The organism is Paenarthrobacter sp. AT5 (assembly GCF_032764245.1).
GTDB lineage: Bacteria > Actinomycetota > Actinomycetes > Actinomycetales > Micrococcaceae > Arthrobacter > Arthrobacter ureafaciens.
The window spans coordinates 632,760-658,399 of record NZ_CP136441.1; the positions used below are offsets into that span (position 1 = coordinate 632,760).

The window sequence follows — 25,640 nt, forward strand, 5'->3', positions numbered from 1 at the left end:
AGATAGGGGAGTTACGGCTATGCAACGTACAGCATGCCATGAAAATTCCATACCATACCGTAAAGAGGCCACATGTGGGGAAAACCACGGTAACTAATGTCATGCAATGGACACGTTAGGGGTGTTCACCTGTCTCAGCGCAGCTCAACATCCAGCTCCTGGAAGTCGTCTGCGGCATGGCGACCCACCAACAGGGTAAACGTGCCCGGCTCGAACTGCCAGCCGCCGTCGTAATGGGCGAAGGCCCTGGCCGGAATCCGCACCTCCACGCTTTCAGTCCCGGACGGAGCGAGGTGCGTTCCCGCATAGCCGGCCAGCCAGCGGACGGGCCGTTCCACCGCTGTCTCAGGGCGGGACAGGTACACCTGGACCACCTCTCGGCCCGTGCGGTTTCCGGTGTTGCGGACCGGCACGTGGACCACCACGTCCTTACCCGCAGGCACGCACTGTGGCGCATGTGCCGTGCCGAACTCGATGCTGGTATATCCGAGGCCGAACCCGAACGGCAGGGCCGGTGCTGCGCCACCAGCAGCTTCCTGTTTGAGCCAGGCGCGGTACCCGACGTGGATTCCCTCGGAGTACACCACCTTGCCCTCCACCGGCGTTGTACTGAGCACCGGAACGTCCTCCAGCGCGGCCGGCCACGTGGTGGGCAGGCGTCCTCCGGGCTCCTCCTTGCCCACAAGGATGTCCGCGATTGCGTGGCCGAACTCCTGGCCGCCGAACCAGCCGAGCAGCACTGCACTGACCTTGTCCAACCACGGCATCAGAACGGGTGATCCTGAGTTGACCACCACCACGGTGCGGGGATTGGCTGCGGCCACGGCGGACACCAGCTCGTCCTGGAATCCGGGGAGATCCAGGTCGGTGCGATCGAAGCCCTCGGACTCAATGGCTGCGTTGGTACCAACCACCACTACGGCGACGTCGGAGGCGCGGGCTGCTTCCACTGCGGCGGCGATGTCGGCATGCGGGTTGTCCACCACTGTGTCCTCGCCAAGCAGGATAGCTGTGAGTGGAATGAACTGTTCCTCGGGCAGCCGGTACTCCGCTTCGATCCGAACCATTTGGCCGGCGGCCGTTTCGATGGCATGGATGGTAGCGGGCGGGTCGAAGAGGGCCGCGCCGAGGACGTTGGTCTGATCCTCCAGTTCGCCATTGAAGACGTCTTCACCGTCCACGGCCAGGCGGATTCTGCCCACGGTGCCCACCCCGATGTGATGGGTTCCAGCCGTCCGCGCCGTCCAGTCGGTGACCATCCGGATGCTCGCTGTGCCCTCCGGGATCCCCACGCCGAACCAGATAAGGTGCGAGGCCAGCCGGTCCTCACCTGAAATCTCCGAACCGTCAGCAGCATGGAAGGCCACCCGTATGCCGGCAACTCCGGACACGGGATTGTGCAGGTCCGTCCGGGAAAAGGCCTGGATACCCTCGGCTACCTTGGCCCCGCGCGCATAGGTGACCTTGACGTCGTCGGGCAGTGCCGTCTGCAACCCCTCCAGTGGCGAGACCGTGTGCTTGGGCATGACCGTAGCGCTGCCGCCGCCTTGCGTGCGCGCCTCCTCGGCATTGTGACCGATGACAGCGACGCTGCGGATGCTGCCGGCGTCCAGGGGAAGCAGTCCATCGCGGTTGCGGACCAGTACCGCTCCGCGTACGGCAATGTCGCGTGCGACGGCGGCCCCGTCCAGTTCGGCCGGTAGCCGGGTAATTGCCGGTTTGAAGCCTTCCAGTACGCCGACGCGGGCCGCAAGCCGGAGGATGCGGGTGACCTTCTCCAGGATGGCTTCGCGGCTGACGCGGCCATCGTTGACCGCAGCTATGAGTTTGGGTCCCCAGTGGCCTACAGGGCCCGGCATTTCCAGGTCCTGGTGCGCGTTTGCGGCGTCAATGGAGCGCACTCCGGTCCAGTCGGAGACCACTACTCCGTCGAAGCCCCACTCCGTGGAGAGCGGTGTTTCCAGGAGGTCGTTTTCGCTGGCCGTGGTGCCGTTGATCGAGTTATAGGAACTCATGACCAGCCAGGCGCGGGCTTCCCGGATGGCGTCCTCGAATGCTGAGAGGTAGAGCTCGCGCAGGGGTTGCTCTTCAACCACCGAGTCGGCGGTGAAGCGGTCAGTTTCCGCCTCGTTGGCGAGGTAGTGCTTGGGTGTCGCACCCACGCCCATGGATTGGATGCCCTCAACGTACCCGGCCGCAATGGTGGCAGTGAGGCGCGGATCCTCGCTCATGCACTCGAAGTGGCGGCCGCCCAAGGGTGAACGGTGGAGGTTGATGGTGGGGCCGAGTACCGCATGGACGCCCTTGCGCCGGGCTTCCTGGCCAAGGATCTGGCCGTACCGGCGTGCCATATCAACGCTCCAGGTTGCGGCCAATGCTGTCGGCGAGGGCAGGGAAACGGAGTCGTGGCGTTCGTCGAAGTCCTCACCCCGGACGCCTGCCGGACCATCGGACAGGACGATCCGGCCCAGGCCGATGTCGGGAAGGGTATGGGTGGACCAGATGTCCGCGCCGGTGAGCAGCCGGACCTGCTGTTCGAGGCTGAGTCCGGAAGCAAGCTCGCGGATCCTCGCTTCGGCATCGTCGGTGCCGACGGTGAGGGCTTCCATCAGGCGGGGTTGATTCATGGTGACTCCTTTGTGCATGGCCTTTTCAGGACTTTCACCAAGGGTAACGCTAGAAATCTAGTGTGACTAGGTTTTCAGGGCAGAAGCCCGCAAATATAGACTGAACCAATGTCTACTTCGAGGGCACGCGGACAGTATGCCAAGGGCGCTGAACGTCGGGAACAGATCATCCAGACAGCCACAGACGTCTTCGCCACCGAAGGATTTGAAGGGACCGCGCTCAAGCGGGTCGCCGAACTCGTAGGAGTCCGGGAAGCAACGCTCTTCCACTACTTCAAGGGCAAGCAGGAGCTCCTCACGGCGGTCCTCGCCGAGCGCGACCGCCGGGCAGCCGCCGTCGGGAATTCCGAAAAAGCGGGACTTGACCTGATGGCCCCGATCGCCGAGCGGAACCGCCAGGAGCGCGGGCTGACCACCCTGTACGCGGTGGCCTCGGCGACCGCCAGCCACCCCGGGCATGACTCCCATGAGTACTTCCGCCAACGGTACGAGGCTCTGGTGGGGGACATCAGCGCTGATATTTCCCAGCGCCAGCACCTGGGGGAGGTTCGGTCCGACGTGGATCCTGTGCAGCTCTCCCGCCTGGTGGTGGCGGCCTTCGATGGACTCCAACTGCAGTGGCTCTACGACAAGGACGTGGACATGGCCGAGGGACTCCGGACCCTCATCGATGTCCTCTTGCCCCCGGCCGGATGACCTGCCGAAGCAGTTAACGGATAATGCCGCCCTGAAGCCTCAGGACGGCATTATCTTTTTGGACCTGTCAGGGCTTGGGGCCCGGGGAAGTTCCTAGCGGCCGGTGCCGCCGTAGACGGTAGCCTCGGCGTCGCCGTCGAGCTCGAATGCGGCGTGGATGGCGCGGACGGCGTCATCGAGCTTGTCTGCGCTGGTAACCACCGAGATGCGGATTTCCGAGGTGGAGATCATGTCGATGTTGATGCCGGCGTCAGACAGCGCCTTGAAGAACGTAGCCGAAACGCCCGGGTGCGAACGCATGCCGGCGCCGATGAGGGACAGTTTGCCGACGTTCTCGTTGTACTCAATGCTCTCGAAGCCGATCTGGCCCTCAGCGGCGCGAAGGGCGGCCAGGGCGTCGGCGCCTTCAACGATGGGCAGCGTGAAGGAGATGTCCGTGCGGCCCGTCCCGTGGGTGGAAACGTTCTGGACGATCATGTCGATGTTCGAGTGGGCGTCGGCGATCACCTGGAAGATCGCAGCGGCCTTGCCGGGGATGTCCGGAACGCCAACAACGGTGACCTTGGCTTCGGACCGGTCGTGTGCAACGCCGGAGATGATTGGCTGCTCCAAGGCAACTCCCTCTTGAATCGTGAACTTTTCATCGGCACCCGGGATGACCCATGTGCCTTCGTGGTTACTGAATGAAGACCGCACGTGCAGCGGCACGCCGAACCGGCGGGCATACTCCACGCAGCGCAGGTGCAGGATCTTGGCGCCGGACGCAGCGAGCTCCAGCATTTCCTCGCTGGAGATGCGGTCGATCATCTGGGCGGAAGAAACCACGCGGGGATCGGCAGTGTAGATGCCGTCAACGTCCGTGTAGATCTCGCAAACGTCCGCTTCCAGCGCTGCGGCCAGTGCAACAGCCGTGGTGTCCGAACCGCCGCGGCCCAGCGTGGTGATCTCATTGGTGACGCGGGTCATGCCCTGGAAGCCGGCGACGATTGCGATGTGGCCCTTGTCCAGCGCCGTGCGGATCCGGTGCGGATCGACGTCGATAATTCGCGCCTTGCCGTGGATACCGTCGGTAATCATGCCGGCCTGCGAGCCGGTAAACGACTGGGCGGAAGCACCAAACTTGTTGATCGCCATTGCCAGCAGAGCCATCGAAATACGCTCGCCGGCGGACAACAGCATGTCCATCTCGCGGGCGGGGGCGGAGTCGGTGACCTGGGCTGCGAGGTCGAGGAGCTCATCCGTGGTGTCACCCATTGCGGAGACGACAACGACTACCTCGTTGCCGGCCTTCTGCGCATCCACCACCCGCTGGGCAACCCGTTTGATGCCGTCGGCATCGGCAACCGAGGAACCGCCGAACTTCTGGACGATCAGCTGCTTGGTAATGGCAGCTCCGCCTGCGAGCTCTTCGATTTTCACTTCGGTAGTGGGCATAGTCATGCGCGCACCCTCACTGCAATTAATAGGGTTCGAATCCGGCGTACCAATATCCTCATTGGAGCACGCCGGCGTAGCTTATTTGCCAAGTTTATCGCCGGGTGCTCCCCACGCAGGAATTGTGACCACATGGCGGCATCATGAGGCATTTCGGCCTATGATCGCCCGGCGTACTATCCATTTATGACGTTCCAGGGCGGAGATTCCGACTATGAGGTGATCGGTGGGGGAGTCATTGATGACCGTCGTCCGCACCGTGCCGGGACCGAGGCGGGACCGGCAGCGGCCCACGACGATGAGTCACCGGCCCATCCGCGCAGTCCGGTGGGTGCAGCGGCCCGCGCTGCCTGGTCGGATGTGGTCGCGTCCCTTGGCTCGTGGCGGTACTGGACTGCATGCGTTCTGGGGATAGCGGCCGCCGGCGCCTTGACCGCGGCGTTGGTGGGATTCGGCGCAGCCAACGGATGGTTCGAAACAGGCCTGTGGGACGCCGTCTACCTGCTGCTGGGGGCTTGGCTGGTCCTTGTCGCTGCAGCTCACGGGGCCGTCCGAGGATTCAGGCGTCCCGCGTCCGGCGTTCTTGCTGCCCTGTTCTCAGGATTGCTGCATGGCCTGGTCCTGGCGCTTTTGTCCGGCGTTGTCCTGGCTGCGGTTGGCGCAGCAACCGGAGGGCCGATCGTGCTGGCGATTGCCGCCGTCGTCGTTGTCACTGTGGAGGTGGCGCTGTTCGGGCTGATCGGTGCCGGCAGCCGCGCCTGTTTCCGGAGGGCCTTGCCCGGAGGCGTGCTTGTGGCCCTGCTCCTGGCTTTCCTGTTGTTCGGAAACGTGGTGGCAACCCTCGCGCTGCTTCCGGGCACGTCCACCACCGCGCAAGCCTCGGTTCCGGTCAACGTGGAGCGCGACGAATCCGGACGCATGACCGCTTATGAATGCTTGGGCCAAACGCGCCCGGTTGAGGTTGCGCACACCGATCGGGTGGCGTGGATCGCGGCGAGCAACCCGGTGATGGTCTTCGGGAGCACGGCGGGGGAGTTTGTTCCCAGGAACAGCGATTTCGCGTGGATACTCGCCGGGTTGCAATGGGCCGCCGATGGTCCGCAGCGGGACGTTCCCTGCCTCGGAGGCGAATCGAGTGACAGCCTGCCGCCAACGGTGCCGGTAGCGGTCACCGGCCTGGCGCTGCAGGGCGCCGTGGCCGCGTTGGTGGTGATTCCCGGGCGGATGCGGTTGCGCCGGAAGGCCTGAGCTATTCGGCGCTTGCGTTGGTCAGGGGCCCGCGGTCAGGCGAGGGCGTTGCGGCGGCCCTCGAAGGCACGGCCAAGCGTCACTTCGTCGGCGTACTCGAGGTCTCCGCCCACCGGCAGCCCGGACGCGAGGCGCGTGACCGTGATGCCGATCGTTTTCAGCATCCGTGCCAAGTAGGTGGCCGTCGCCTCACCTTCGAGGTTCGGATCGGTGGCGATGATGATTTCCTGGATGGCGCCGTCGTTGAGCCGCGTAAGGAGCTCGCGGATCCGCAGCTGTTCCGGGCCGACGCCCGCGATGGGGTTAATGGCGCCGCCCAGTACGTGGTAGCGCCCACGGAAGGTACGCGTACGTTCAACGGCCAGGACGTCCTTCGATTCCTCCACCACGCAAATGACCGAGGGGTCCCGGCGGGGGTCGCGGCAAATGTTGCAGGTTTCCTGCTCAGTGACGTTGAAGCACACTGAGCAGAACTTCACGCGTTCCTTGACGGTGGTGATGGCTGCAACCAGGCGCTTCATATCCTCGGGATCAGCCTCGAGGATATGGAACGCCAGGCGCTGCGCCGATTTGGGCCCAACGCCGGGGAGCCGGCCGAGCTCGTCAATCAGCTCTTGAACTGCACCTTCGTACACAATGTCCTCGTTCGTTTCGTTGCAATGCCGCTGCGCTCAGGGTTAGGGCTGCGTGCCGGGCGCAGATGGTGGTCAGCGCATGTGGAGGGGAGAACCGTCCAACGACCGCTCTTCAATCAGCTTTCCGCCCAGAATACGCTCCACCGCGGCGCGTCCGAACACCCTCGATTCCTCGATGGTCTCGTCCTCGGGGCTGGGGATGTCCTCCGCCACGCTGGTCGGCTGGGCGTGGGGATGGGCAGGCGCCTGGACGCGGCCCCGCTGGGCCTCAGGGCTGTTGGTCAACCGCTGGTAGAGGCTCTGCTTGACCGGCCGACCGCCCGACGGCGCGTCCCCTTCGAGCGTGGCGACGGAACCGTGGGCCTCCTGCGGCTCCAGGGACGACAAGGGCCACGCCGGTGCCTTCTGCTGGGTTTGCGTCGCGCCTGCTCCGGGCCATTCCGACGGCGGTGCGACGTCCCAGCCTGAGGAACCGTTGTTCCCGGCGCTGGTTGGCTGGCCGTAGGTGGAGGGCTCGGCGGTTTCGCTGCCGATGTCAGGAGTCCCGGCCGTGGGAGCCTGTGCTGTTGCCGGTATTTGGGCTGCAGCTGGCTCGTACTGCGGGGCCGACTCGTTCTGCGAGGGCTGGGCCGCTTGGTGGTCGCTGCTGTTGCCGTTGGCTTTGGCTTTACCGCCAACGTTGGATTCCGTGCCAACAACCCACGTTCCCGGCGCATGTTCCACCGCACGTGACCACGGATCCTGGGCGGGACCCGGCCGCGAGGGGGTCTCGGTGGCATTCGTGGGTTTCGTGGCCTGCGTGGGCTGTGGGCTTGCCTGTGGGCGCGACGGTGTCCGGGGCCGTGCGTCGGCCTGGGCCTGCGCAGGGGCGGCCGGGGCCTCGTACCGGGGGGTCGGCTCCCAGTCAGCCGGCGGTTCTTCCTCCAGCGGCGGGGCGTCCTCGTCGAGCGGCGGACCCCAATCGTCATCAGGGTACGAGTAGTCGCCGGCCGTGTCAGGCACGGATGCCCGGGGTCCGGCCTGGGGAGTTGCCTGCGGTCCAGCAGGTGGTTCTTCCGGAGTCTTCGGGCCGGTCAACCAGACCGATTCCCGATCTGCCGGGGACACGGACTGCCAGCTCGGAGTTTCCACGTTGTCCGCGGGGCCGGTAGGGGCCTCTGAGATGCCGGCGGCGTGATCCGTTGGAGCGGGCGCCGCTGGTTCCCGGGCGGGGGTTTCCTGCGCAGGAGCTTTGTGGGCTGGCGCGTCCTGTGCAGGAGCTTTCCGGGCGGAAGACTCTTGTTCAGGGCGTGACGCCGGGGCAAGGCCCCACGCTGCATCCACGGCGGTGGCAGCTGCCGGGGCTGGTGCTGGAGCGGCCGCGACTGGCGTTGTATCCGATCCGCTGGCCAGGTGCGCAGCTCCGTCTGAAACCGGTTCTTGGGTGTTCGTTGCCGGGGTGTCCCGGCTAGTACGTGCTTTTGGGTTTGGTTCAGAGCTCGCTGAGCTGTTGGCGCCTGCCACTGCGACAATCTGGCAATCGATGCCGATGGTCTTGTGGATGGCCTGGCGCAGGTTTTCCGCATGATCGGCGCGTCCGAACGCCCCGGCAAGGCCACTGGTTGTGAAAGCGAGGGTAAGCACTTGGGCGTCGTACTGGGCCACTTGGGCGTTGGGTTCCACCAAGGCCCAGGTGCTGCGCTTGATCTTGGCCAGCGCCTGCAGCACGTCCGGCCAAGCACGCCGAAGCGTTTCGACGTCTCCGCCGGAGGGGGTTGGCGCTGACGGGATGGCCGCGGGCCGAGCTTCCGGTGCTGGTACGGACTGCGTGGCTGGGGCAGGTTGTGAGGCTGGTGCGGGTTGTGCCGCCGGGGCTGCCTGCCCTGTGGGCGTGGCCGCCGGGTTCCGCTCCGCGGCCGGAGTTTGCACGGGAGCTTGCTGTCCCTCAGAGGGACCCGTTGGGCGCCCGGAAACGGACCGGTCCTCCACAGGCCAGTCGTTGGTGGAGACCCGTGGTGCCGTCAGGGACGTACGCGCTCCGGAGTCCGGCTGTTGTTGCTGCTGTGGCTCACGTCGCTGGTGCTCCTGCGACGGAACGGTGGCAGGTGCAACGGGAGCGGACGGTCCCGCGGGGGCAGCAGCGGTTTGGTGCTCAACGGGACGTTCCGCCGGCTGTTGGGGAGTCATGGGTGCCATGGCAGCAGGGGTAGCGGGGGCTGTCTGCTGAGCGGCAGGAGCCACGGTTTGAGCTGCCGGTACCTGCTGAGCCTGCGAACCTGCGGCTGGTGCTGCCCCGGCCTGAGGTGAGGCTGAAGCGGCAGCCGGGATCACGGCGTCGCCGGCGTAGTTGAGTCGACGTTCCACGCGGTCTATGCGCGCGGCGATTCCGCGCTCCGTCTGCTCCGCGCTCGGAAGGAGAATGCGGGCGCAAAGAAGTTCCAGGTGTAGCCGTGGTGACGTGGCGCCGGTCATCTCGGTGAGGGCGGTGTTGGTGACATCGGCCGCCCGGGACAGTTCAGCCGCACCCAGATTGGTGGCTTGGTTGCGCATGCGGGCGATCTGGTCCTCCGGCATGCCGCGGAGGATGGACTGGGCGCTTTCCGGCATGGCCTGGACGATGATGAGGTCCCGGAAACGCTCCAGGAGGTCCTCCACGAAGCGTCGCGGATCGTGGCCTGTCTGGATGACGCGGTCAACGGCTCGGAACACCGTGGCGGAGTCCGCCGCGGCGACGGCATCGACGACGTCGTCAAGAAGGGAGGCGTGGGTGTAGCCGAGCAGGGCAACAGCGAGCTCGTAATCGAGGCCGTTCGGTCCGGCTCCAGCCATGAGCTGGTCCAGCACCGAAAGGGAGTCGCGCACTGAGCCGCCACCTGCACGGATCACCAAAGAAAGCACGCCCGGAGCCACGGGCACGTTCTCCTGGTGGCACAGCAGCTCAAGGTACTTGATGAGCGGCTCCGGCGGCACCAATCGGAAGGGGTAGTGGTGCGTGCGGGAACGGATGGTGCCGATGACCTTGTCCGGTTCCGTGGTGGCGAAGATGAACTTGATGTGTTCCGGCGGCTCTTCGACGATCTTAAGCAGCGCATTGAAGCCGGCCGAGGTGACCATGTGGGCTTCGTCAATGATGAAGATCTTGTAGCGGTCGCGAACAGGGGCGAACGTGGCGCGTTCACGGAGATCCCGGGCGTCGTCCACACCGCCGTGGCTGGCGGCATCGATCTCGATCACATCCAGCGAACCCGAACCGCCGCGGGCAAGCTCGATGCAGCTGGGGCACTTTCCGCAGGGGGTGTCCGTGGGGCCCTCGGCGCAGTTCAGGCAGCGCGCGAGGATGCGCGCGGACGTGGTCTTGCCACAGCCGCGTGGGCCGGAAAAGAGGTAGGCGTGGTTCACGCGGTTCTTCCGCAGCGCCGTCATCAGCGGCTCCGTGACGTGTTCCTGCCCGATAACGTCCGCGAACGAATCCGGGCGGTACCTTCGGTACAGGGCAGTTGTAACAGTCACAGGGAAAACCTACCTATAGGGACTGACATTTAAATAAGAGACCCCTCATGCACCCGCCAGAGCCCATCTACCCTTGCTACCTTCCGGTCCTGGGGGAGTTCAACAGGATGACGCCACATGAGGGGCCGTCGACAAGCTTACCCGAACTTGGGGCACGGTTCGAATCGGCTGGAGGGGACTGTGGAAACCGCTCGACGGCGGGTACTCCGCGCCGTCGAACCCGGCCGTCCCTCTATCACCTGCCGCCCGTTTCCGCCCGCCCCTCTATCAGGTCCAGTCCGTTTCCGGCCGTCCCTCAATCACTTATCGACCCGAGCTCTGCGCACCTGTTTCCGTTTGGCGCACCCGTTCTGAGTGGGCGGTGCACCTGTTTCCGCTTGGCGCACCCGTTCTTATGGGTGCGGATTGCGGGTAGGGGTGCGGCGTCAACGGCCAGCCCTAGCGTCGGGCGTCGGCGTCTGCCTGGGTGCACCTGTTTCCGCTTGGCGCACCCGTTGTGGGTGGACGGCGCACCCGTTTCCGCGTGGCGCTCCTGTTCTGATGGGTGCGGATTGCGGGAAGGGGTGCGGCGTCGGCGGCGGGTCAACGGCCGGCCCCGGCGGCGGGCGTCGGTGTCTGCCCGGGGTGGGGCTGTGCGGCCACTCTGTCTGGGTGCACCTGTTTCCGCTTGGCGCACCCGTTGTGAGTTGGCGGCGCACCCGTTTCCGCGTGGCGCTCCAGTTCCTATGGGTGCGGATTGCGGGTGAGGGTGCGGCGTCAACGGCCGGCCCAGTGCGACGGAGTGGATCACCGCCACCCTTTGACAGGCCACGTCATGAAGGCCGGCTCCTCGTAAGGGTGGGCTTCACGCAGAGCCAGTACCACGCCGTCGAGCAGTTCTCCGGCGACTACGCACTCAACGCGGACTTCCGGCACCTGCTCCGGTTCACCGACGTCGCCGATGAACGGTTGCGCTCCCGGAAGGGGAGTGAAGCGGCCTGTGCCGGGCGAGGTGAAAGCGCAATGGGAATAGTCGCCTATTCGACCGGCCCCGGCGTCGCCGATCGCCTTCAGGACGGCGTCCGCATGATCTTCGGGCACGTAGACAACCAAGGCATGCAGTTCGGTCATAAAGACATTTTGTCAGCAACTAAGGCCCGGAACCGGCCCCAAGCATTGCATCCGGAGAGGTCGCAGCGGACCATAAGTATGTACACCGATTGGGGCAATCTCCGTCGATTGTGAGCCGCGGGGCCTGGGCAAGAGGGGCCGGACCCGGCGGCTCAACGGAAGTACCGTAGGAATGGGCGCGTTGGGGGCGTCCATTTTTTCGTTAAAGTCTTGTCGTTCAGGCTGCTGCCGACGGGCGGCGTCGCGGGCTTGGAACCCGTTCTGGCGCCCGATTGGGAGATGCCGAAAATCTCAGGTACAGTAGTATCTGCTTTCGAATCGGAAGCAAGGAGAATTCGCCTAGCGGCCTATGGCGCACGCCTGGAACGCGTGTTGGGTTAACGCCCTCGGGGGTTCAAATCCCCCATTCTCCGCGTTTGGCCCCGGTCCACTGGACCGGGGCCTTTTGCGTTCACCAGCCAAGCCCCGGGGCAGCCCTCACGAGACAGGGCGCTAGCTTTGCGCAGCCGCCACCCGCTCCAGCACCTCACGGCACGCCAGGATGGCCGGGTGGATGCGCCCGGCAGTGCGCGTGGAGGTGAAGATGGTCCGCGCGGGCGAACCGGGCAGGTCAAGCAGCTGGACCGGCCGTTCCATTCCCGTCCAGACGAGGTCCGGCATCAGGGCTACGGCGTTGCCGGATTCGATGAGCCGGATCTGCGCCTGGAGGTCGGCGGTTTCATAACGTACGTCGGGTTCGAATCCGGCTGAACGGCAGGCTTGCTCGGCCCAGTGCCGTGATGCGGCTCCACGGGGTTCCATGACCCACGGCATGGAGGCCGTGTCCGCGATGGATGCAACATGTTCCCCGCCGAGCCCCACCGGGGGAGTAGCCAGGCGAATGGCGTCGCTGGTCAAGGTCGCCCGGTCGAGGCCGGGGTGGTGCGGTGCTGCGTGCCCGGGGTACTGCTCGGCCACCACGATGTCGAAGTCCCTGGCCCACGTCTCGTAAAGTGCGGTTTCCGGCTCCCGTTGGGTCATCTCTACGCGCACTTCCGGGTACTCCTGCCGCATGATCGTCAGGAATCCGGGGAGCAGCGCCAGTGCAGCGGACTGGAACACTGCCAGGCGCACGGTGCCGGTCACGGTGGAAAGAGACGCAGCGAGCTCCGTCTCGGCGCGTTCCAGCGTCTCGAGGAGGGCGGACGTGTGGGCTACGAGGATCTCAGCCTGGGGCGTGAGTTGAACGCGGCGCCCCGCTTTCCGGAGGAGTTCCACCCCGGCTTCCTTCTCCAGGAGGGTGAGCTGCTGGGAGACGGAAGACGGGCTGTATTGCATGGCGTCAGCCACCTCGGCGAGGGTGCCGCGGATCTTGAGTTCGTGCAGCAATCGCAGCCTGCGGACGTCCAGCACGGCAGCCTCCAAAACTTCGGGATGAGTAATGAATATTCGTCAGAAAAGGTCGCTTTTCCTAATGGGATTGTAGATCCATACTGATGGAAACAAACAAACTTCTCCGCCCCAGAAGGAGCCCTCATGACCAGCACCCTCCCGGATGCGACCTCCCCGCGCACCCAGGATTCCGGGCAGTTCGACGCACTGGCCCACGAGGCCATTGCGCTGGTTCGCCATTGGCTGACTGAAGCCGCCAAAATTCCTGTTGACGTTTCCGCGCAACGGCTCGCCGGAGTCCTGAAGGACCCGAACGGACTGGAGTTCACGGTCGGATTCGTCGACGGCGTCATCCGCCCCGAGGACCTGTCGGTCGCCGGCCGGAAACTCGCCGAACTGGCACCCAAGGTGCCCACGTTCCTCCCGTGGTACATGCGCGGCGCCGTCCGCGTCGGCGGGATCATGGCCCCGATCATGCCCCAGGTGGTCATTCCCATCGCACGCCGCGTACTCCGCGAAATGGTGGGCCACCTGATTGTCGATGCCACCGATGCCAAGCTCGGTCCGGCCATCGCCAAAATCAAGCAGGACGGAGTCCACCTTAACGTGAACCTCCTGGGCGAAGCGGTCCTGGGCGAGCACGAGGCCCAGCGTCGTTTGGACGGCACGTTGAAGCTCCTGGCCCGCGAGGACGTGGACTACGTGTCCATCAAGGAATCCTCCACCGTGGCCCCGCACTCCCCGTGGGCCTTCGACGAGGCAGTGGACCACGTGGTGGAGAAGCTCACCCCGCTCTACCGCCTGGCAGCGTCCTTCCCCAAGCCCAAGTTCATCAACCTGGACATGGAGGAATACAAAGACCTCAGCATGACCATCGCCGTGTTCAAGCGGATCCTGGATATGCCCGAGTTCCTGAACCTCGAGGCGGGCATCGTCCTGCAGGCCTACCTCCCGGACGCACTCGGCGCCATGCAGGAACTGCAGGAGTGGGCCGCCGCACGCCGCGCCAAGGGTGGTGCGCCCATCAAGGTGCGTGTGGTCAAGGGTGCCAACCTTCCCATGGAACAGGTGGAGGCATCACTCCACGACTGGCCGCTGGCCACGTGGGGCAGCAAGCAGGATTCGGACACCAGCTACAAGAGCGTCATCAACTACGCCCTCACCCCTGAGCACATTGACGCCGTCCGCATCGGCGTCGCGGGACACAACCTCTTCGACGTCGCTTTCGCCTGGCTCCTGGCGAAGCAGCGGGGCGTCACTGAAGGCATCGAGTTCGAGATGCTGCTCGGCATGGCGACCGGCCAGGCGACCGCTGTCCGGAAGGACGTCGGCAGCCTGCTCCTCTACACCCCGGTGGTCCACCCGGGTGAGTTCGATGTTGCCATCGCCTACCTGATCCGGCGTCTCGAAGAGGGAGCCAGCCAGGAAAACTTCATGTCTGCCGTGTTCGAGCTCAGCGACAATGAACCGCTCTTCGAACGTGAAAAGCAGCGTTTCCTGAACTCCCTCGCGAACCTGAGCGAGGACGTGCCGGAGCCGAACCGCAAGCAGGACCGCCGCCTTCCGGCTGAACCCGCCCCGACCGAGGGCTTCCGCAACACCCCGGACACCGACCCCGCCCTCCCGGCCAACCGGGCTTGGGGCCGCGACATCCTGGCGCGCATCCCCGGCTCCACGGCGGGTAACGCAATCGTCGAGTCCACCAAGGTATCCGACGCCGCCGAACTCGAACGCATCATCGCCGCGGCACTCGAAGCAGGCAAGGCATGGGGAGCCCGCCCGGCAGTCGAGCGTGCCGCGATCCTGCACCGTGCCGGGGACATCCTCGAGTCCCGCCGGGCCGAGCTGCTCGAGGTGATGGCCTCCGAAACCGGCAAGACCCTGGACCAAGGCGATCCCGAAGTCAGCGAGGCGATCGACTTCGCGCACTATTACGCCGAACGCGCCAAGGATTTGGAAACGGTCGACGGCGCCACGTTCGTCCCGGCCAACCTCACCGTAGTGACACCCCCGTGGAACTTCCCGGTGGCGATCCCCGCAGGCTCGACGCTCGCAGCGCTCGCCTCAGGTTCCGCCGTCGTGATCAAACCGGCCAAGCAGGCCCGCCGCTCCGGTTCCGTGATGGTGGACGCGCTGTGGGAAGCCGGCGTGCCGCGTGAGCTGCTGGCGCTCGTGCAGCTCGAAGAGCGGGAGCTGGGCACGCAGTTGGTGTCGCACCCGAGCGTGAACCGCGTGATCTTGACCGGTGGTTACGAAACCGCAGAACTTTTCCGTTCCTTCCGCCAGGACCTTCCGCTGCTGGCGGAAACGTCCGGTAAGAACGCGATCATCGTCACCCCGAGCGCCGACCTTGACCTGGCCGCCAAGGACGTCGTGTACTCGGCGTTCGGCCATGCCGGCCAGAAGTGCTCCGCGGCGTCCCTCGTGATCCTTGTGGGTTCCGTTGCGAAGTCCAAGCGCTTCCACAACCAACTGATCGACGCCGCGCGGTCCCTCACCGTGGGCTACCCGGACAACGCCACCACGCAGATGGGTCCCATCATCGAGCCCGCCAACGGCAAGCTCCTCAACGCCCTGACCACCTTGGGCGAAGGGGAAACCTGGGCCGTCAAACCCGAACGCCTCGACGGGACGGGCCGCTTGTGGTCCCCGGGCATCCGTTCCGGAGTCAAGCGCGGCTCCTACTTCCACCTGACGGAGTTCTTCGGACCGGTGCTCGGCATCATGACCGCCGAGACGTTGGAAGAAGCCATCGCCATCCAGAACGAGATCGAATACGGCCTCACCGCCGGGCTGCACTCCCTGGACTCCGCCGAAATCGGCACCTGGCTGGAGACCATCCAGGCCGGCAACCTGTACGTCAACCGAGGCATCACCGGCGCGATCGTCCAGCGCCAGCCCTTCGGCGGGTGGAAGAAGTCCGCTGTGGGTGCCGGGACCAAAGCCGGTGGCCCGAACTACCTCATCGGCCTGGGCAACTGGGTGCCCGCAGAGGCACACGCCAAGCGCGGCACCGTCCTGCAGGGTGCCGCTGCGGAGATTCTCGCCGCAGCGAAGTCCGTGGACGTCACCGGCGAGGAGCTCCGCGTCCTGGAGCAGTCGCTGTTCAGTGACGCCGACGCCTGGGCGAGCGAGTTCGGTACCCGCAAGGACGTCTCCGCCCTGACCGCGGAGCGGAATGTCTTCCGCTACCGTCCCATCCCGGTCACTATCCGCCTCTCGGAAGGCGAGCGGATCGCCGACCTGCTGCGGGTTGTCGCGGCCGGCGCGGTGGCCGGTTCGGCACTCAAGGTGAGCTCCGCCGTCGTACTTCCGGACGCCGTGGTGAGCGTATTTGCGAACCTGAATGTCAGCGTCCGGGTCGAGGACGACGCCGCGTGGCTGGCCCGCGCAGCAACGTTCGACGGCGGCCGCATCCGCCTGATCGGTGGCGACTTCACCGCGCTGAGCGCGGCGACCGGTGGCCGTCCGGACATCGCTGTGTACCACGGAGCGGTGACCCAGGCCGGGCGGATCGAGATGCTGCCGTTCCTCCGCGAACAGGCCGTGTCCATCACAGCCCACCGCTTCGGCACCCCGAACCACCTCTCGGACGGGCTGATCTAGCAGGTCACGCATCGAGGGGTTGGCTTTCGGCACAAAGTGCCGGTGTAAGGGTCCAAAGCTAACCCCTCGACGACGCCCGTCCCAACCGCTCAAGCCGACGCCGGGCAGCCAGCTCGCTGGGGCCGCGCCGGCCAAGGGCAAGGTGGACGAAGGCCAGGATCGCCTTGGCCGCCGTGATGGCCGGCAACGGCACGGGACCCAGGCGGGCTTTCCGCAAGCCAAGGAGGTCCCGGTACTTGGGTTCAAGGCTTGCGACGACGGCAGCGAACAGAATACGGTAACCCGGCCTCAGCAACGGGCTCAGGGGCGGCGTCCGGATGAATTCGACCGTCTCGGCAAGGCGTTCGTCGCACCGCAAAACGCCGGAGGAGTACCAGCGGTCCAGCTCCCGCCGAACCTCCGTTTCCGTGACGGGCGGATCCTCCACACCCATGAGCCGGCCGGCCGATGCCCACTCACGGACGTAGGCGTCGGCGCCGCCGGGGATGGGGCCGCCGAAGATGCGGTGCGCCGCGAGGAACGAGTCCGCGTAGGTCACGTGGACCCAGCGGAGGAGCTCCGGATTGTTGGCTGCGTAGTCGCGCGGTGTTCCGTTCCCGTCGATGTACGTTCCCTGGACACGCTGGTGCAGTTTCCTGACCCTGTTGGTGGCCTCTTGTGCGGCCTCCGTTGAACCGTAGGTCACCGTGAAGATCCAGCGGATGGTGCTTGCGAGGCGGCCCAGGGGGTCTTCCTTGAACCCGGAATGCTCATACACGCCGGCAAGTGCGCCCGGGTGGAGTGCCTGCATCAAGAGGACCCGGATGCCGGCCACGATGGTGGACATGGAGCCGTGCACAGCCCACACCGCCGACCCCGGAAGGTGGTATCCGGCGTCGTTCCCTTCTGCGAGGCGAGGCACCCACTCAGGCGGTGTTCCGGACGTTCCGGTGAACGTGCGCTGAAGTTCGTGGCGGTACTCGAGGAAGTAGTTCCGCATGCCTTACAAACTACACGCGGGAGCGGCGCCTGGCAGGTGCTGCTGCCACCAGCAGGGCGGCAATGGCGACGGCGGCGCTCAGGATGAGTCCCGGACGGTACTGCTCCAGCATGGCTTGGGCGCTGACCGAACCCTCAGTGTGTCCGTGTCCGCTGACCAAGGCCGTAGTGACGGCGAGGACCAGTGCTGCGCCAACCTGCGTGCTGGTTTGGATCAGTCCGGCGGCCAGACCTTGCTCGGAATCGCGGATACCGGCCGTGGCCTGGACGTTGATGGACGGGAACGCCAGGGCGAAGCCGAGTCCAAGCAGGATCACCGAAGGCAGGATGTCCAGTGCGTAATTGGGCGTTGTGCCCACGCGGAGGAACAACACGTAGCCCAGGCCCAGGGCGGTCAGGCCCGTCAGGATGAGCTGCGTGGCGCCGAACTTCTCTATGAGGCGGTCCGCGAACGGTGCGCTCGTCGCCACCAGCAGGCCTGCCGGGAGAAGGGCCAGTGCCATGCCCAGGGGAGTCCATCCCAGCACAGACTGAAGGAACATCGTGACGATGAACTGGAAGCTGAGGTAGGAACCGAACAATCCAACGGCGCTGAGGTTGGCACGGGCCACCCAGCCTTCCTTGAGGATGCCGAAGCGGATCAGCGGGTGCTTGACCTTGCTTTCGATCACGGCGAAGGCCGCAAGCACGGCGGCGGAGGCAGCGAATCCGGCGATTGTTGCCGCAGATCCCCAGCCCTGTTCAGGTGCTGAAACCAGGGTGTAGACCAGACCGAGCATACCCAGGGCCAGCGTCACGGCGCCCCAGATATCGTGGCCGCTGTTCTCCGCAGAAGGCTTGTCCTTGGGGATGAACCGGATGCCCAACAGCACAACAATCACCGCGATTGGCACCGAAACCAGGAAGGTCCAGCGCCAGCTGAGGCTGGTCATCAGGCCGCCAACGACAAGCCCCAGCGAGAACCCGCTGGCACCGAACGTGGTGAAGATGGACAGGGCCTTGTTGCGGGCCCGGCCCTCCGCGAAGTTGGTGGTGATGATGGAGAACCCGGTGGGTGCCGTGAAGGCCGCTGCGAGTCCCTTGATGAAGCGGGTGGCGATCAGGATGGCCGGATCGTCAACCAAGCCGCCCAGGAGCGATGCCGCGGCAAAGACTGTCAGGGCCATCAGGAAGATACGACGCCGGCCCAAGAGATCCGCCAGCCGCCCACCCAGGAGCAGCAGGCTTCCGTATCCGAGGACGTACGCGGAGACGATCCATTGGAGGGAATCGGTGGCCAGGTTGAGTTCGTGCCCGATGGAAGGCAGGGCGACGCCAACCATGGAGACGTCAAGGCCGTCCAGTGCCAGTACGGTGCAAACGACCATCAGCAGAAGCCACTGCGCACGGGTCCAGCGGACTGCTGCAGCGGCGGCGTCGGCGGATGTTTGAAGGATGGTGGGTGAGGTCATGCGACCAATCTATATTCCACGTCATTCAATGACAAGGAATATGACATGGAATATTATGACGTGGATTCAAACACCTTGTTGAACTAGAATCTGAACATGGCATCAACCCGTGACCGCCAGCTGGTTGAGCAGTGGCGCAGCATCCAGGACTCCTACTTCCGCACCGCCGGAGCTCTCGACCGTGCGCTGGAAGCGAAGTTCGACATCGGCCTCAACGAGTTCGAAATCCTGGACCTCGTGGCCGAAAGTACGGACGCTGCCTGCCGTATGAAGCAGCTGGGGGAGCGGACGCCCATGACGCAAAGCGCAGTTTCCAAAGTGGTGGACCGGCTTGAAAAAGCCGGGCTGGTGTCACGCCAAACGTGCGCGGACGATCGCCGGTCGGTCTTCCTGGAACTAACGGAAGCCGGCCGCGCACTCCATGCTTCCGCGGCGATCGAACACCGCGCATTGCTCAAGGAAAACCTGACCTGAGCGCGTCATGGCCGAAGCTCAAGATGTCTTGAGGAAAAGCTGAGCCAACCTTTCGCTCGAAGTCAAGCTGGAAGCCTTTATTTTCATTGGCTTACCCGCAACAATGGTGCATGCACGCCAGGCTGGGGTTTGGTGCCGCTGGCTTTGGGGAGTGTTTTGTGGGCAAGCATCATGAATCAGACCGGGTAGCGATCCTGGTGCGCACCGAGGGTTTCCGCCGCGTTTTCATCGCAGGCGTCCTCGCGATAGCTGCGTTCTTCGCTTTTGGATTCCAACCGCTGACGTCCGGTCCGTCGTATTCGCTGGATGGCGCGTCGGCCCAAGGAGTCGTCGGCCCGCTGGCACTGGGAACCTTGGTGCCGCCTGAGGCCGAAACCCTGGTGCTGGACAACATGCCAGAGCCTCCTCAGCAAGTGGCCGGCACGCCGATGGTGTATTTCGACCGTGCCTTGGTCCGCACCGTGGGTGCCGATGGTTCCGGCGCGCTGACGGTTGCCTCGGCAGGGCTGTCCCGTCCGCCGGCCGGTTACCTGTACTCGCCCCTGGAAGTCCTGAATCCCAGCTCTCCCTACGGCTACCGCTTCAGCCCGCTGACGGGCCTGCCCGGTGAATTCCACTGGGGCCAGGACTATGCGGCGGCTTGCGGTACCCGCGTTTACTCGGCGGACTCGGGGACGGTCAAGGCCGTGGGCTGGCACATTTGGGGTGGCGGCAACCGCGTCGAGATTGAGCACGGCAACGGCTTGGTGACCACGTATAACCACCTGCAGGCCATCGGAGTTACGCAAGGCCAGTCAGTCCGGGTGGGCCAAGTGATCGCCGAGGTCGGCACCACTGGATGGTCCACCGGCTGCCATCTCCACTTCGAAACGATCGTCAACGGGCTGCACACCAACCCGAACCAGTGGCAGTTGCTGCCCATCAAGCAGATCGATCCGCTCCAGGGCATCACCATGGTGAACTACCAGCCCGGTGTCGGCACGGGATCCGGCACTCCGCAGTGGGCAGTGCCCATCACGGACGGGACCACCCGGGCAGTCATCGGTGGTGAGCATGAAGAAGATGTGGCGCCGCCCGTCACGCAGACGCCGGTGAGCCCAGGGACGCCGTCGAACACGGCAACTCCGTCCAACCCGGGCGGCTCACAGACCGCGACGCCGACTCCGACGCAGACGGCCGCGCCGTCGCCAACCGGCACCGCGACGCCGACTCCGACGCAGACCGCGACGCCGACTCCCACCGGGACCGCGACGCCGACTCCGACGCAGACGGCCACGCCGTCGCCCACCGGGACCGCGACGCCGACTCCCACCGGAACTGCTGCGCCCACCACTACGGCGCCGACGACGACGGCCCCCGTCACTACGGTTCCCGCCGCACCGACGGCTGAATCCGCCGTCGTACCGCCTGCAACGACAGTGCCGCCTGCAACGACAGCTCCGGAACCCGCACCCGTAGCACCTCCCGCGGTGACTGCACCGGAACCGGCTCCGGCAGTGGTCGCTCCGGCACCCGCCCCGGCTGTGGTGGCGCCGGCACCGGCAGTCGTTGCACCTGCGCCGGCTCCGGTCGTGACGCAGCAGGCTCCCGCCGCCCCCGCACCTGCACCAACGCCGGCTGCAACGCTGGCGACACTTCCCACGGTGGTCCTGCCGCCTGGATACATCCTGATCGCACCGGACCTCGTTCAGCGCCCGGATGGTGTGATCGTGCCGTTGTCCAGCCTGATCCTGCCCACGCCGTAGGTCGGTGCACCCCGGCGGACTCTGTGGAGAGCTCCGGCGGTGACCGCAGGGAGGAAGAATTTTCCAACTTTCCGCCCGAAATTAGCCGAATGTTCGCTTCCTATCTGGTTGGATTGGACCTACTGGATTGACACGGGAGTCGCCGGCTCCCACGGACGCTAAGGCAGCCATGGAGCTCATCGAGGCCGAATATCCGAAACCAGGTCACGTGCTGTTGCACCTGAGTGATCTGCACCTGCTGGGCGGAACTCGTGCCCTTCATGGCGCTGTTGACAGCACGGAGCGGCTGCGCGAAGTCTGCCAGCAGATCATCGATTCGAGGATCCAGGCCGAAGCCGTGATCTTCACCGGCGACCTCGCGGAAAAGGGCGAACTCGAGGCCTACGAACGGCTCCGCGAAGTAGTGGAACCGCTGTGCGCGGCCCTCGGGGCTACGCCGGTCTGGGCCATGGGTAACCACGACAACCGGGCTAATTTCCGCGCGGTTTTCCCGGAGGCCGCGAAAGGCAGCCGGCCCATGGATCCGATGGACCGGAGCTACTTCGTGAACGGCCTTCGGATCATCACCTTGGACACCACGGTTCCCGGACACCACCACGGCGAGTTGTCGGAGCAGCAGCTTGAATGGCTGGCCGATGAGCTCTCCACACCAGCCCCCGACGGCACCATCCTGGCGCTCCACCACCCACCCGTGCCCTGCGTCCAGGACCTCGCAGTGTTGGTGGAGTTGCGGGACCAGGCCCGCCTGGCCGCCGTCGTCGGCAACTCGGACGTCAGGGCCATCCTGGGCGGTCACCTGCACTACTCGACGTCGGCCACCTTTGCCGGCGTGCCGGTGTCGGTGGCTTCAGCCACCTGCTACACCCAGGACCTGGCAGTGGGCGCCGGCGGGCAGAGGGGCCGCGACGGCGCCCAGGCCTACAACATGGTGCACGTTTACGAGGACACGATCGTGCACTCCGTGGTGCCCCTGTCCGGCGGCGACACCGTGGGCGAAGAACTGGACGCCGAAGGAGTCCGGCGTCGCCTGGAGGCCGCCGGAGTCGCCATCCCCGGCCAGTCACGCACACGCTTCAGGGGGAAGACCCGTTTGTCTACTTCTCCCAAGGTGCCTTGACAGGGAAGTACTTCTCCAGGAAGTCCGTCACCAGTTGGGCGCGTTCGTCCGCGTGGACCTCGGGGAAGCTGCCGTCATTGAGGCAGAAGAGGTCCATGTGGCGCTTGGCAAGGAGCTTGGGCAGGTAGTGCAGGCCGGACCATAGGGTGGTGTCCACGTACCGGACCCGGGCGTTCTCCTGGGTGACTGCGCGGCCGGTCAGGAGCGCGTAGTAGTGGTAGAACGAGTTGGTCACGGAGATGTTGTCCGCGGCCCGGAAACGGCTGGCCGCGGTCTTGGCGAACTCGCTGGGGAACTCACGTTCCATCCGGGCCACCACGCTCCGGCGGATCGGGGCGGCCGTGTGTTCCAGGTGCCTGGTGGTGATCCGGCCGAAGCGCTCCCACAGCAGCTTGCGGTTGACGCGTGCGGCGTTCTCGAAGCCGCTGCGTTCGGCGTCGTTCTCGCCGAGCCCGATCCTGGTGTCCGCTTCGATGAACTTGGTGATACCGCCGGGCGTGAAGAACATCTCCGGTCCAACAGGCCTGCCGAAGAACATGTCGTCATTGGAGTAGAGGAAGTGCTCCGAAAGGCCATCGATGTGGTGGAGCTGGCACTCGACGGCCTGCGAATTGTGCGTGGGCAGCACTGAGGGGTCACTGAAGAATTCCTCGCTGCGGACAATGGTCACCTTGGGGTGGTCGGCAAGCCATGAGGGGGCGGGGGAGTCCGTGGCGATGAAGATGCGGCGGATCCACGGCGCGAACATGTACACCGACCGGAGGGCGTACTTGAGCTCGTCGATCTGCCGGTACCGGGCTTCATGGTCGTCACCCTCGCCCAGCACGGCATCTGCCTGCTGGGCGCGCCGTGCCGCGATGTACGCGGGATCGCTGCCGTCCACCCAGGAGAAAACGATGTCGATGTCGAAATCGATGTCGCTGGCGTGGTCCGCAAACATGTTTTCGATGGTCGGCCACTCCAGGCCGTGCCGGGTCACGGAACCGCGCACGGCGTCCTGCCGCAGCAGGGTCCGGCGGGTCAGTGAATTCTCCACGGGCAGTTCCAGGCGATCGCCATCAAAGCGCCAAAGTTCCAGCTGGACGCCCAAGGCAGGTCCGTACCAGAGCCCGCCGCCGGTCTCTACCCGGGGACGGTAGAGGCGGAAGATGCGGGACTTCCGGTTGGCGGACAGCTCACCGTCCGCCACCAGTACCGAGACCTTCTTCTTGGCATCTACGGTCATCGAATAGAACGGCTCGTTCCGGAAAGCCTCCACCAATGCGTCCCGCACGGCCTTGCGCGATTCCCAGTCGACGGCGATGACCGGACGTTCGTCGTTGCCCCGCACCAGGATGAAGTCGACGCCGGCGGCGTCCAGCGCCGCGCGGATGTCAAGCAGATCCGCAACCATGGCCTGCTGTGGCGTGAGGTCGGTGTTAAGGAGGGCATAACGCCCGCGGTGGCGAACGACGTCGGACCTGTGTTTGAGGTGCGCAACAACGGACGCGGTGGCCGCCTCCGCAATCGAGTCCTCCTCGACCGTGGGGCTGCCGTGGTAAACCTGATCGACCTGTGCCTGCGTGATGGCTGTTCCTCCTTGCTGTGTTGAGGTGAAGCTGATGTTGTGGGCGCTGCCTTGCGGCAGAGCCGGAGCTAGATGTCCAGGGCTTCGCGCCAACTGCGGAGGAATGCTCCTCCGGCGTCGTCATGGATGACGTCGGCGGCCAGCTCAAGGTCCGCCGCGGTGAGGATCGTGTAGGGCTTCACGGGAACACCGTCCGCGGGCCGCACGTCCACATGCTTGACGTCGTGGTCGTTGTGGTGGAGCCAGTCCGCCATGGCGTAGTCGGTGCGCGAATCGCCCACTGTTCGCCAGGAGAGCGGCGTAATGCCCTGGGCGGCCAGGAGTTCCACGGCACGGCTTGCACCGAGGTCCTTGCCTAAGCGGACCGACTCTATGTCCGTGGAGATGATGGTGGGGTCCAGCCGGTAGTCCGCGGTGTCATCGGATCCGGGTGCGTGGTGGTCCAGGATGGCCGCGTTGAGGTTATGGCTTGCCATGATTTCCAGCGCGTCCGCGTCGAAGAGTTTCTGTTCGGCGAGGTAGTCCTCGCTGGCAACGTCAAGGTGCTGCTCCACGGACACCATGGCTCGCTTGGTTTCGTCGAAGAACATGTGAGAGGCGTAGTCCTCGGCCACCAGTCGGCGGATGTCGTCGCCGTAAGCCTTGGGCACCGCGAGTTCGTGGTCCACGTGGATGGGACCGGGACCCTCGGCGGTGTAGCTGAACCAGACCGCACCCTTCTCGCAGATAGCGTGGATGGTGGTGCCTGAAGGCATGCCCGCGGCAATCATGGGCTCCATGACCTGTTCGCTGATGAACGCATCGGAACGGCCGGTATTGAAGATGACCGGGATGCCCGCAGCGGCCAGGGCTACGAGGTCGGCGATGATGTCCGGCTTCACGTCCCGCGTGACAGGGCTGGCGATGGGACCGTCGACGTCGAGGAGCAGCGCGAGGGCAGGGTTCTCCCGGGTAACAGTCCGGCCGGGACTTTGGAGCGGTTGAGTCATGTCCCTATTCTGTCAGTCCGCGGGGCCCACTCCACAGCTGTGACGCCGCCGGGCCGATAATCACCATTTGGCTACAACCTGCCTGTGCCGGGGCTCACAAGTTCCGTTGGGGCTGTAACTTCCATAGGCTTGCAGGGTGATCTTCAAAGCTGTGGGCGAGGGACGCCCGTACCCTGACCATGGATACTCCGCGCCGCGGGATTGGGCTGCCCTGCCTCCCCGCCCGGTCCGGCTTGACGAGCTCGTCACCACCAAGCGCACCCTGGACCTGGAAGCGTTGCTGGCTGAGGATTCAACATTTTTCGGAGACCTTTTCCCCCACGTGGTCCAGTATCAAGGGGTCATGTACCTGGAGGACGGACTCCACCGGGCGGTCCGGACGGCACTGCATCAAAGGACGGCGATCCATGCCAGGGTGTTGGTGATCGATGGCTAGGCGTCCCAAGGATGTGACGCACCTCCATGGCCATCACGTGGTGACGGGCGAGGAACTTCGCGCCACGTTCGCCGACGACTCCGGGATGCCGCCCTCACGGTTCGGGAGGCGGCTTTTCCACGCGATCGTCCTGGTCCTTCTGGTGGGGGTCATCGCGGCCGGAGCCGTAGGCGCCTGGGCCGTCATGAACGGCGTGGTGAAAGTCCCCGCCGCGGTAGCCAGCAAAGCTCCCACGAGCCTTTGCCCGGGAACCACTTTCGACTACGTTCCCAACGAAACCGTCAGCCTCAACGTCTTCAATGCCACGTCCCGCAGCGGACTGGCCGGCACCGTCGCGGAGCAATTCGCCGCACGCGGCCATAAAGTGGGCGCCGTGGACAACAGCGACACCGCCTATTCGGGAGTCGGAGTCGTCATTTCCGGCGTGAAGGGCCAGGCAGCCGCCTTCAACGTCCAGCGCAACCTCGCCGGTACCGACTACTACGAGGACAACCGTGAGGACGAGTCCGTGGACGTCATCCTCACCCCGGGCTACGAGGGCCTGGTTGAACCGGAACAGGTTGACAAGACGCCCGGCAAGCTCAGCTGCCCCCGCGAGGACCTCCGCATCGCGGACAATTCCAAGTGGCCCATCATCCCCACGAATCCCGCAGACAACTAAGCTCCC

General features: G+C 65.3%; 18 protein-coding genes, 1 tRNA gene and 1 other RNA gene. 9 read left to right on the forward strand and 11 right to left on the reverse strand.

What is annotated here, in order from left to right; all coding sequences use genetic code 11:
- Window positions 1-134: 134 nt before the first annotated feature.
- Window positions 135-2,627, reverse strand: a complete 2,493-nt coding sequence (locus RI444_RS03065; protein WP_207605146.1) for a beta-glucosidase — start codon at window positions 2,625-2,627, stop codon at window positions 135-137.
- 108 nt (window positions 2,628-2,735) lie between these two features.
- Between RI444_RS03065 and RI444_RS03070 the strand changes: the two genes are divergently transcribed.
- Window positions 2,736-3,323 (forward strand): TetR/AcrR family transcriptional regulator, encoded by a 588-nt coding sequence (locus RI444_RS03070; protein ID WP_069696310.1) that lies wholly within the window; start codon window positions 2,736-2,738, stop codon window positions 3,321-3,323.
- 93 nt (window positions 3,324-3,416) lie between these two features.
- Here the strand turns inward: RI444_RS03070 and RI444_RS03075 are convergent, their stop codons facing one another.
- Window positions 3,417-4,763: an aspartate kinase gene (locus tag RI444_RS03075; RefSeq protein ID WP_207605145.1), complete on the reverse strand. Its 1,347-nt coding sequence runs from the start codon at window positions 4,761-4,763 to the stop codon at window positions 3,417-3,419.
- 180 nt (window positions 4,764-4,943) lie between these two features.
- Between RI444_RS03075 and RI444_RS03080 the strand changes: the two genes are divergently transcribed.
- Entirely contained in the window at window positions 4,944-6,005 is a 1,062-nt protein-coding gene (locus RI444_RS03080) for a hypothetical protein (RefSeq protein WP_207605144.1), read from the forward strand.
- A 35-nt stretch (window positions 6,006-6,040) separates the two neighbouring features.
- On the opposite strand, the gene recR is transcribed toward RI444_RS03080, so the two are convergent.
- The 4 genes from recR to RI444_RS03100 all read right to left on the reverse strand — a co-directional run bounded on the left by recR (window position 6,041) and on the right by RI444_RS03100 (window position 11,239).
- A complete protein-coding gene (gene recR / locus RI444_RS03085) occupies window positions 6,041-6,640 on the reverse strand; it encodes a recombination mediator RecR (RefSeq protein WP_021471655.1) in 600 nt (199 codons plus the stop codon).
- 72 nt (window positions 6,641-6,712) lie between these two features.
- Complete coding sequence (locus RI444_RS03090; RefSeq protein WP_207605143.1) at window positions 6,713-10,129, reverse strand: DNA polymerase III subunit gamma and tau; 3,417 nt, start codon at window positions 10,127-10,129, stop codon at window positions 6,713-6,715.
- Window positions 10,130-10,162: 33 nt separating this feature from the next.
- Window positions 10,163-10,259, reverse strand: an RNA gene (gene ffs, locus RI444_RS03095) — signal recognition particle sRNA small type.
- A gap of 656 nt (window positions 10,260-10,915) precedes the next feature.
- Complete coding sequence (locus RI444_RS03100) at window positions 10,916-11,239, reverse strand: hypothetical protein (RefSeq protein WP_021471653.1); 324 nt, start codon at window positions 11,237-11,239, stop codon at window positions 10,916-10,918.
- A 328-nt stretch (window positions 11,240-11,567) separates the two neighbouring features.
- Here RI444_RS03100 and RI444_RS03105 point away from each other — a divergent pair.
- A tRNA-Ser gene (locus tag RI444_RS03105) sits at window positions 11,568-11,652 on the forward strand.
- Between the two features lie 79 nt (window positions 11,653-11,731).
- Here the strand turns inward: RI444_RS03105 and RI444_RS03110 are convergent.
- Complete coding sequence (locus tag RI444_RS03110) at window positions 11,732-12,631, reverse strand: LysR family transcriptional regulator (RefSeq protein WP_021471652.1); 900 nt, start codon at window positions 12,629-12,631, stop codon at window positions 11,732-11,734.
- A gap of 123 nt (window positions 12,632-12,754) precedes the next feature.
- On the opposite strand from RI444_RS03110, the gene RI444_RS03115 reads away from it, so the two are divergent.
- Window positions 12,755-16,216, forward strand: coding sequence for a bifunctional proline dehydrogenase/L-glutamate gamma-semialdehyde dehydrogenase (locus RI444_RS03115; RefSeq protein WP_207605142.1), 3,462 nt, complete (start codon window positions 12,755-12,757; stop codon window positions 16,214-16,216).
- Window positions 16,217-16,274: 58 nt separating this feature from the next.
- Here RI444_RS03115 and RI444_RS03120 read toward each other — a convergent pair whose 3' ends face one another.
- Together RI444_RS03120 and RI444_RS03125 are read right to left on the reverse strand one after the other, a co-directional pair.
- Window positions 16,275-17,195, reverse strand: a complete 921-nt coding sequence (locus RI444_RS03120; protein WP_207605141.1) for an oxygenase MpaB family protein — start codon at window positions 17,193-17,195, stop codon at window positions 16,275-16,277.
- Between the two features lie 10 nt (window positions 17,196-17,205).
- Entirely contained in the window at window positions 17,206-18,645 is a 1,440-nt protein-coding gene (locus RI444_RS03125) for an MFS transporter (RefSeq protein ID WP_069696315.1), read from the reverse strand.
- A gap of 96 nt (window positions 18,646-18,741) precedes the next feature.
- Here RI444_RS03125 and RI444_RS03130 point away from each other — a divergent pair, with 96 nt between their 5' ends.
- The 3 genes from RI444_RS03130 to RI444_RS03140 all read left to right on the forward strand — a co-directional run bounded on the left by RI444_RS03130 (window position 18,742) and on the right by RI444_RS03140 (window position 21,981).
- Complete coding sequence (locus RI444_RS03130; protein ID WP_069696316.1) at window positions 18,742-19,119, forward strand: MarR family winged helix-turn-helix transcriptional regulator; 378 nt, start codon at window positions 18,742-18,744, stop codon at window positions 19,117-19,119.
- Window positions 19,120-19,277: 158 nt separating this feature from the next.
- Window positions 19,278-20,864: a M23 family metallopeptidase gene (locus RI444_RS03135; protein WP_069696317.1), complete on the forward strand. Its 1,587-nt coding sequence runs from the start codon at window positions 19,278-19,280 to the stop codon at window positions 20,862-20,864.
- A gap of 169 nt (window positions 20,865-21,033) precedes the next feature.
- Window positions 21,034-21,981 carry a phosphodiesterase gene (locus tag RI444_RS03140; protein ID WP_207605140.1) on the forward strand — a complete coding sequence of 316 codons (948 nt, stop codon included), beginning with the start codon at window positions 21,034-21,036 and terminating at the stop codon, window positions 21,979-21,981.
- On the opposite strand, the gene RI444_RS03145 is transcribed toward RI444_RS03140, so the two are convergent.
- Together RI444_RS03145 and RI444_RS03150 are read right to left on the reverse strand one after the other, a co-directional pair.
- On the reverse strand, window positions 21,959-23,488 hold the full coding sequence (locus tag RI444_RS03145) for a stealth family protein (RefSeq protein ID WP_370583590.1): 1,530 nt from the start codon (window positions 23,486-23,488) through the stop codon (window positions 21,959-21,961). The two genes, RI444_RS03140 and RI444_RS03145, sit on opposite strands and share 23 nt — an antisense overlap.
- 128 nt (window positions 23,489-23,616) lie before the next feature.
- A complete protein-coding gene (locus RI444_RS03150; RefSeq protein WP_069696319.1) occupies window positions 23,617-24,537 on the reverse strand; it encodes a hypothetical protein in 921 nt (306 codons plus the stop codon).
- Window positions 24,538-24,673: 136 nt separating this feature from the next.
- Here RI444_RS03150 and RI444_RS03155 point away from each other — a divergent pair, with 136 nt between their 5' ends.
- On the forward strand, window positions 24,674-24,973 hold the full coding sequence (locus RI444_RS03155) for a type II toxin-antitoxin system VapB family antitoxin (RefSeq protein WP_021471645.1): 300 nt from the start codon (window positions 24,674-24,676) through the stop codon (window positions 24,971-24,973).
- Window positions 24,966-25,634, forward strand: a complete 669-nt coding sequence (locus RI444_RS03160; RefSeq protein ID WP_031216273.1) for a LytR C-terminal domain-containing protein — start codon at window positions 24,966-24,968, stop codon at window positions 25,632-25,634. Before RI444_RS03155 ends, RI444_RS03160 begins: the two co-directional genes overlap by 8 nt.
- The last annotated feature ends 6 nt before the right edge of the window (window positions 25,635-25,640 follow it).

Bases quoted from the DNA above. Each gene is read 5' to 3' on its own strand.
- RI444_RS03120 (WP_207605141.1), bottom strand. From the start codon at position 17,195: ATGCGGAACTACTTCCTCGAGTACCGCCACGAACTTCAGCGCACGTTC.
- RI444_RS03070 (WP_069696310.1), top strand. From the start codon at position 2,736: ATGTCTACTTCGAGGGCACGCGGACAGTATGCCAAGGGCGCTGAACGT.
- RI444_RS03150 (WP_069696319.1), bottom strand. From the start codon at position 24,537: ATGACTCAACCGCTCCAAAGTCCCGGCCGGACTGTTACCCGGGAGAAC.
- RI444_RS03160 (WP_031216273.1), top strand. From the start codon at position 24,966: ATGGCTAGGCGTCCCAAGGATGTGACGCACCTCCATGGCCATCACGTG.
- RI444_RS03125 (WP_069696315.1), bottom strand. From the start codon at position 18,645: ATGACCTCACCCACCATCCTTCAAACATCCGCCGACGCCGCCGCTGCA.
- RI444_RS03100 (WP_021471653.1), bottom strand. From the start codon at position 11,239: ATGACCGAACTGCATGCCTTGGTTGTCTACGTGCCCGAAGATCATGCG.
- RI444_RS03080 (WP_207605144.1), top strand. From the start codon at position 4,944: ATGACGTTCCAGGGCGGAGATTCCGACTATGAGGTGATCGGTGGGGGA.
- RI444_RS03075 (WP_207605145.1), bottom strand. From the start codon at position 4,763: ATGACTATGCCCACTACCGAAGTGAAAATCGAAGAGCTCGCAGGCGGA.
- RI444_RS03115 (WP_207605142.1), top strand. From the start codon at position 12,755: ATGACCAGCACCCTCCCGGATGCGACCTCCCCGCGCACCCAGGATTCC.
- RI444_RS03140 (WP_207605140.1), top strand. From the start codon at position 21,034: ATGGAGCTCATCGAGGCCGAATATCCGAAACCAGGTCACGTGCTGTTG.
- RI444_RS03130 (WP_069696316.1), top strand. From the start codon at position 18,742: ATGGCATCAACCCGTGACCGCCAGCTGGTTGAGCAGTGGCGCAGCATC.
- RI444_RS03065 (WP_207605146.1), bottom strand. From the start codon at position 2,627: ATGAATCAACCCCGCCTGATGGAAGCCCTCACCGTCGGCACCGACGAT.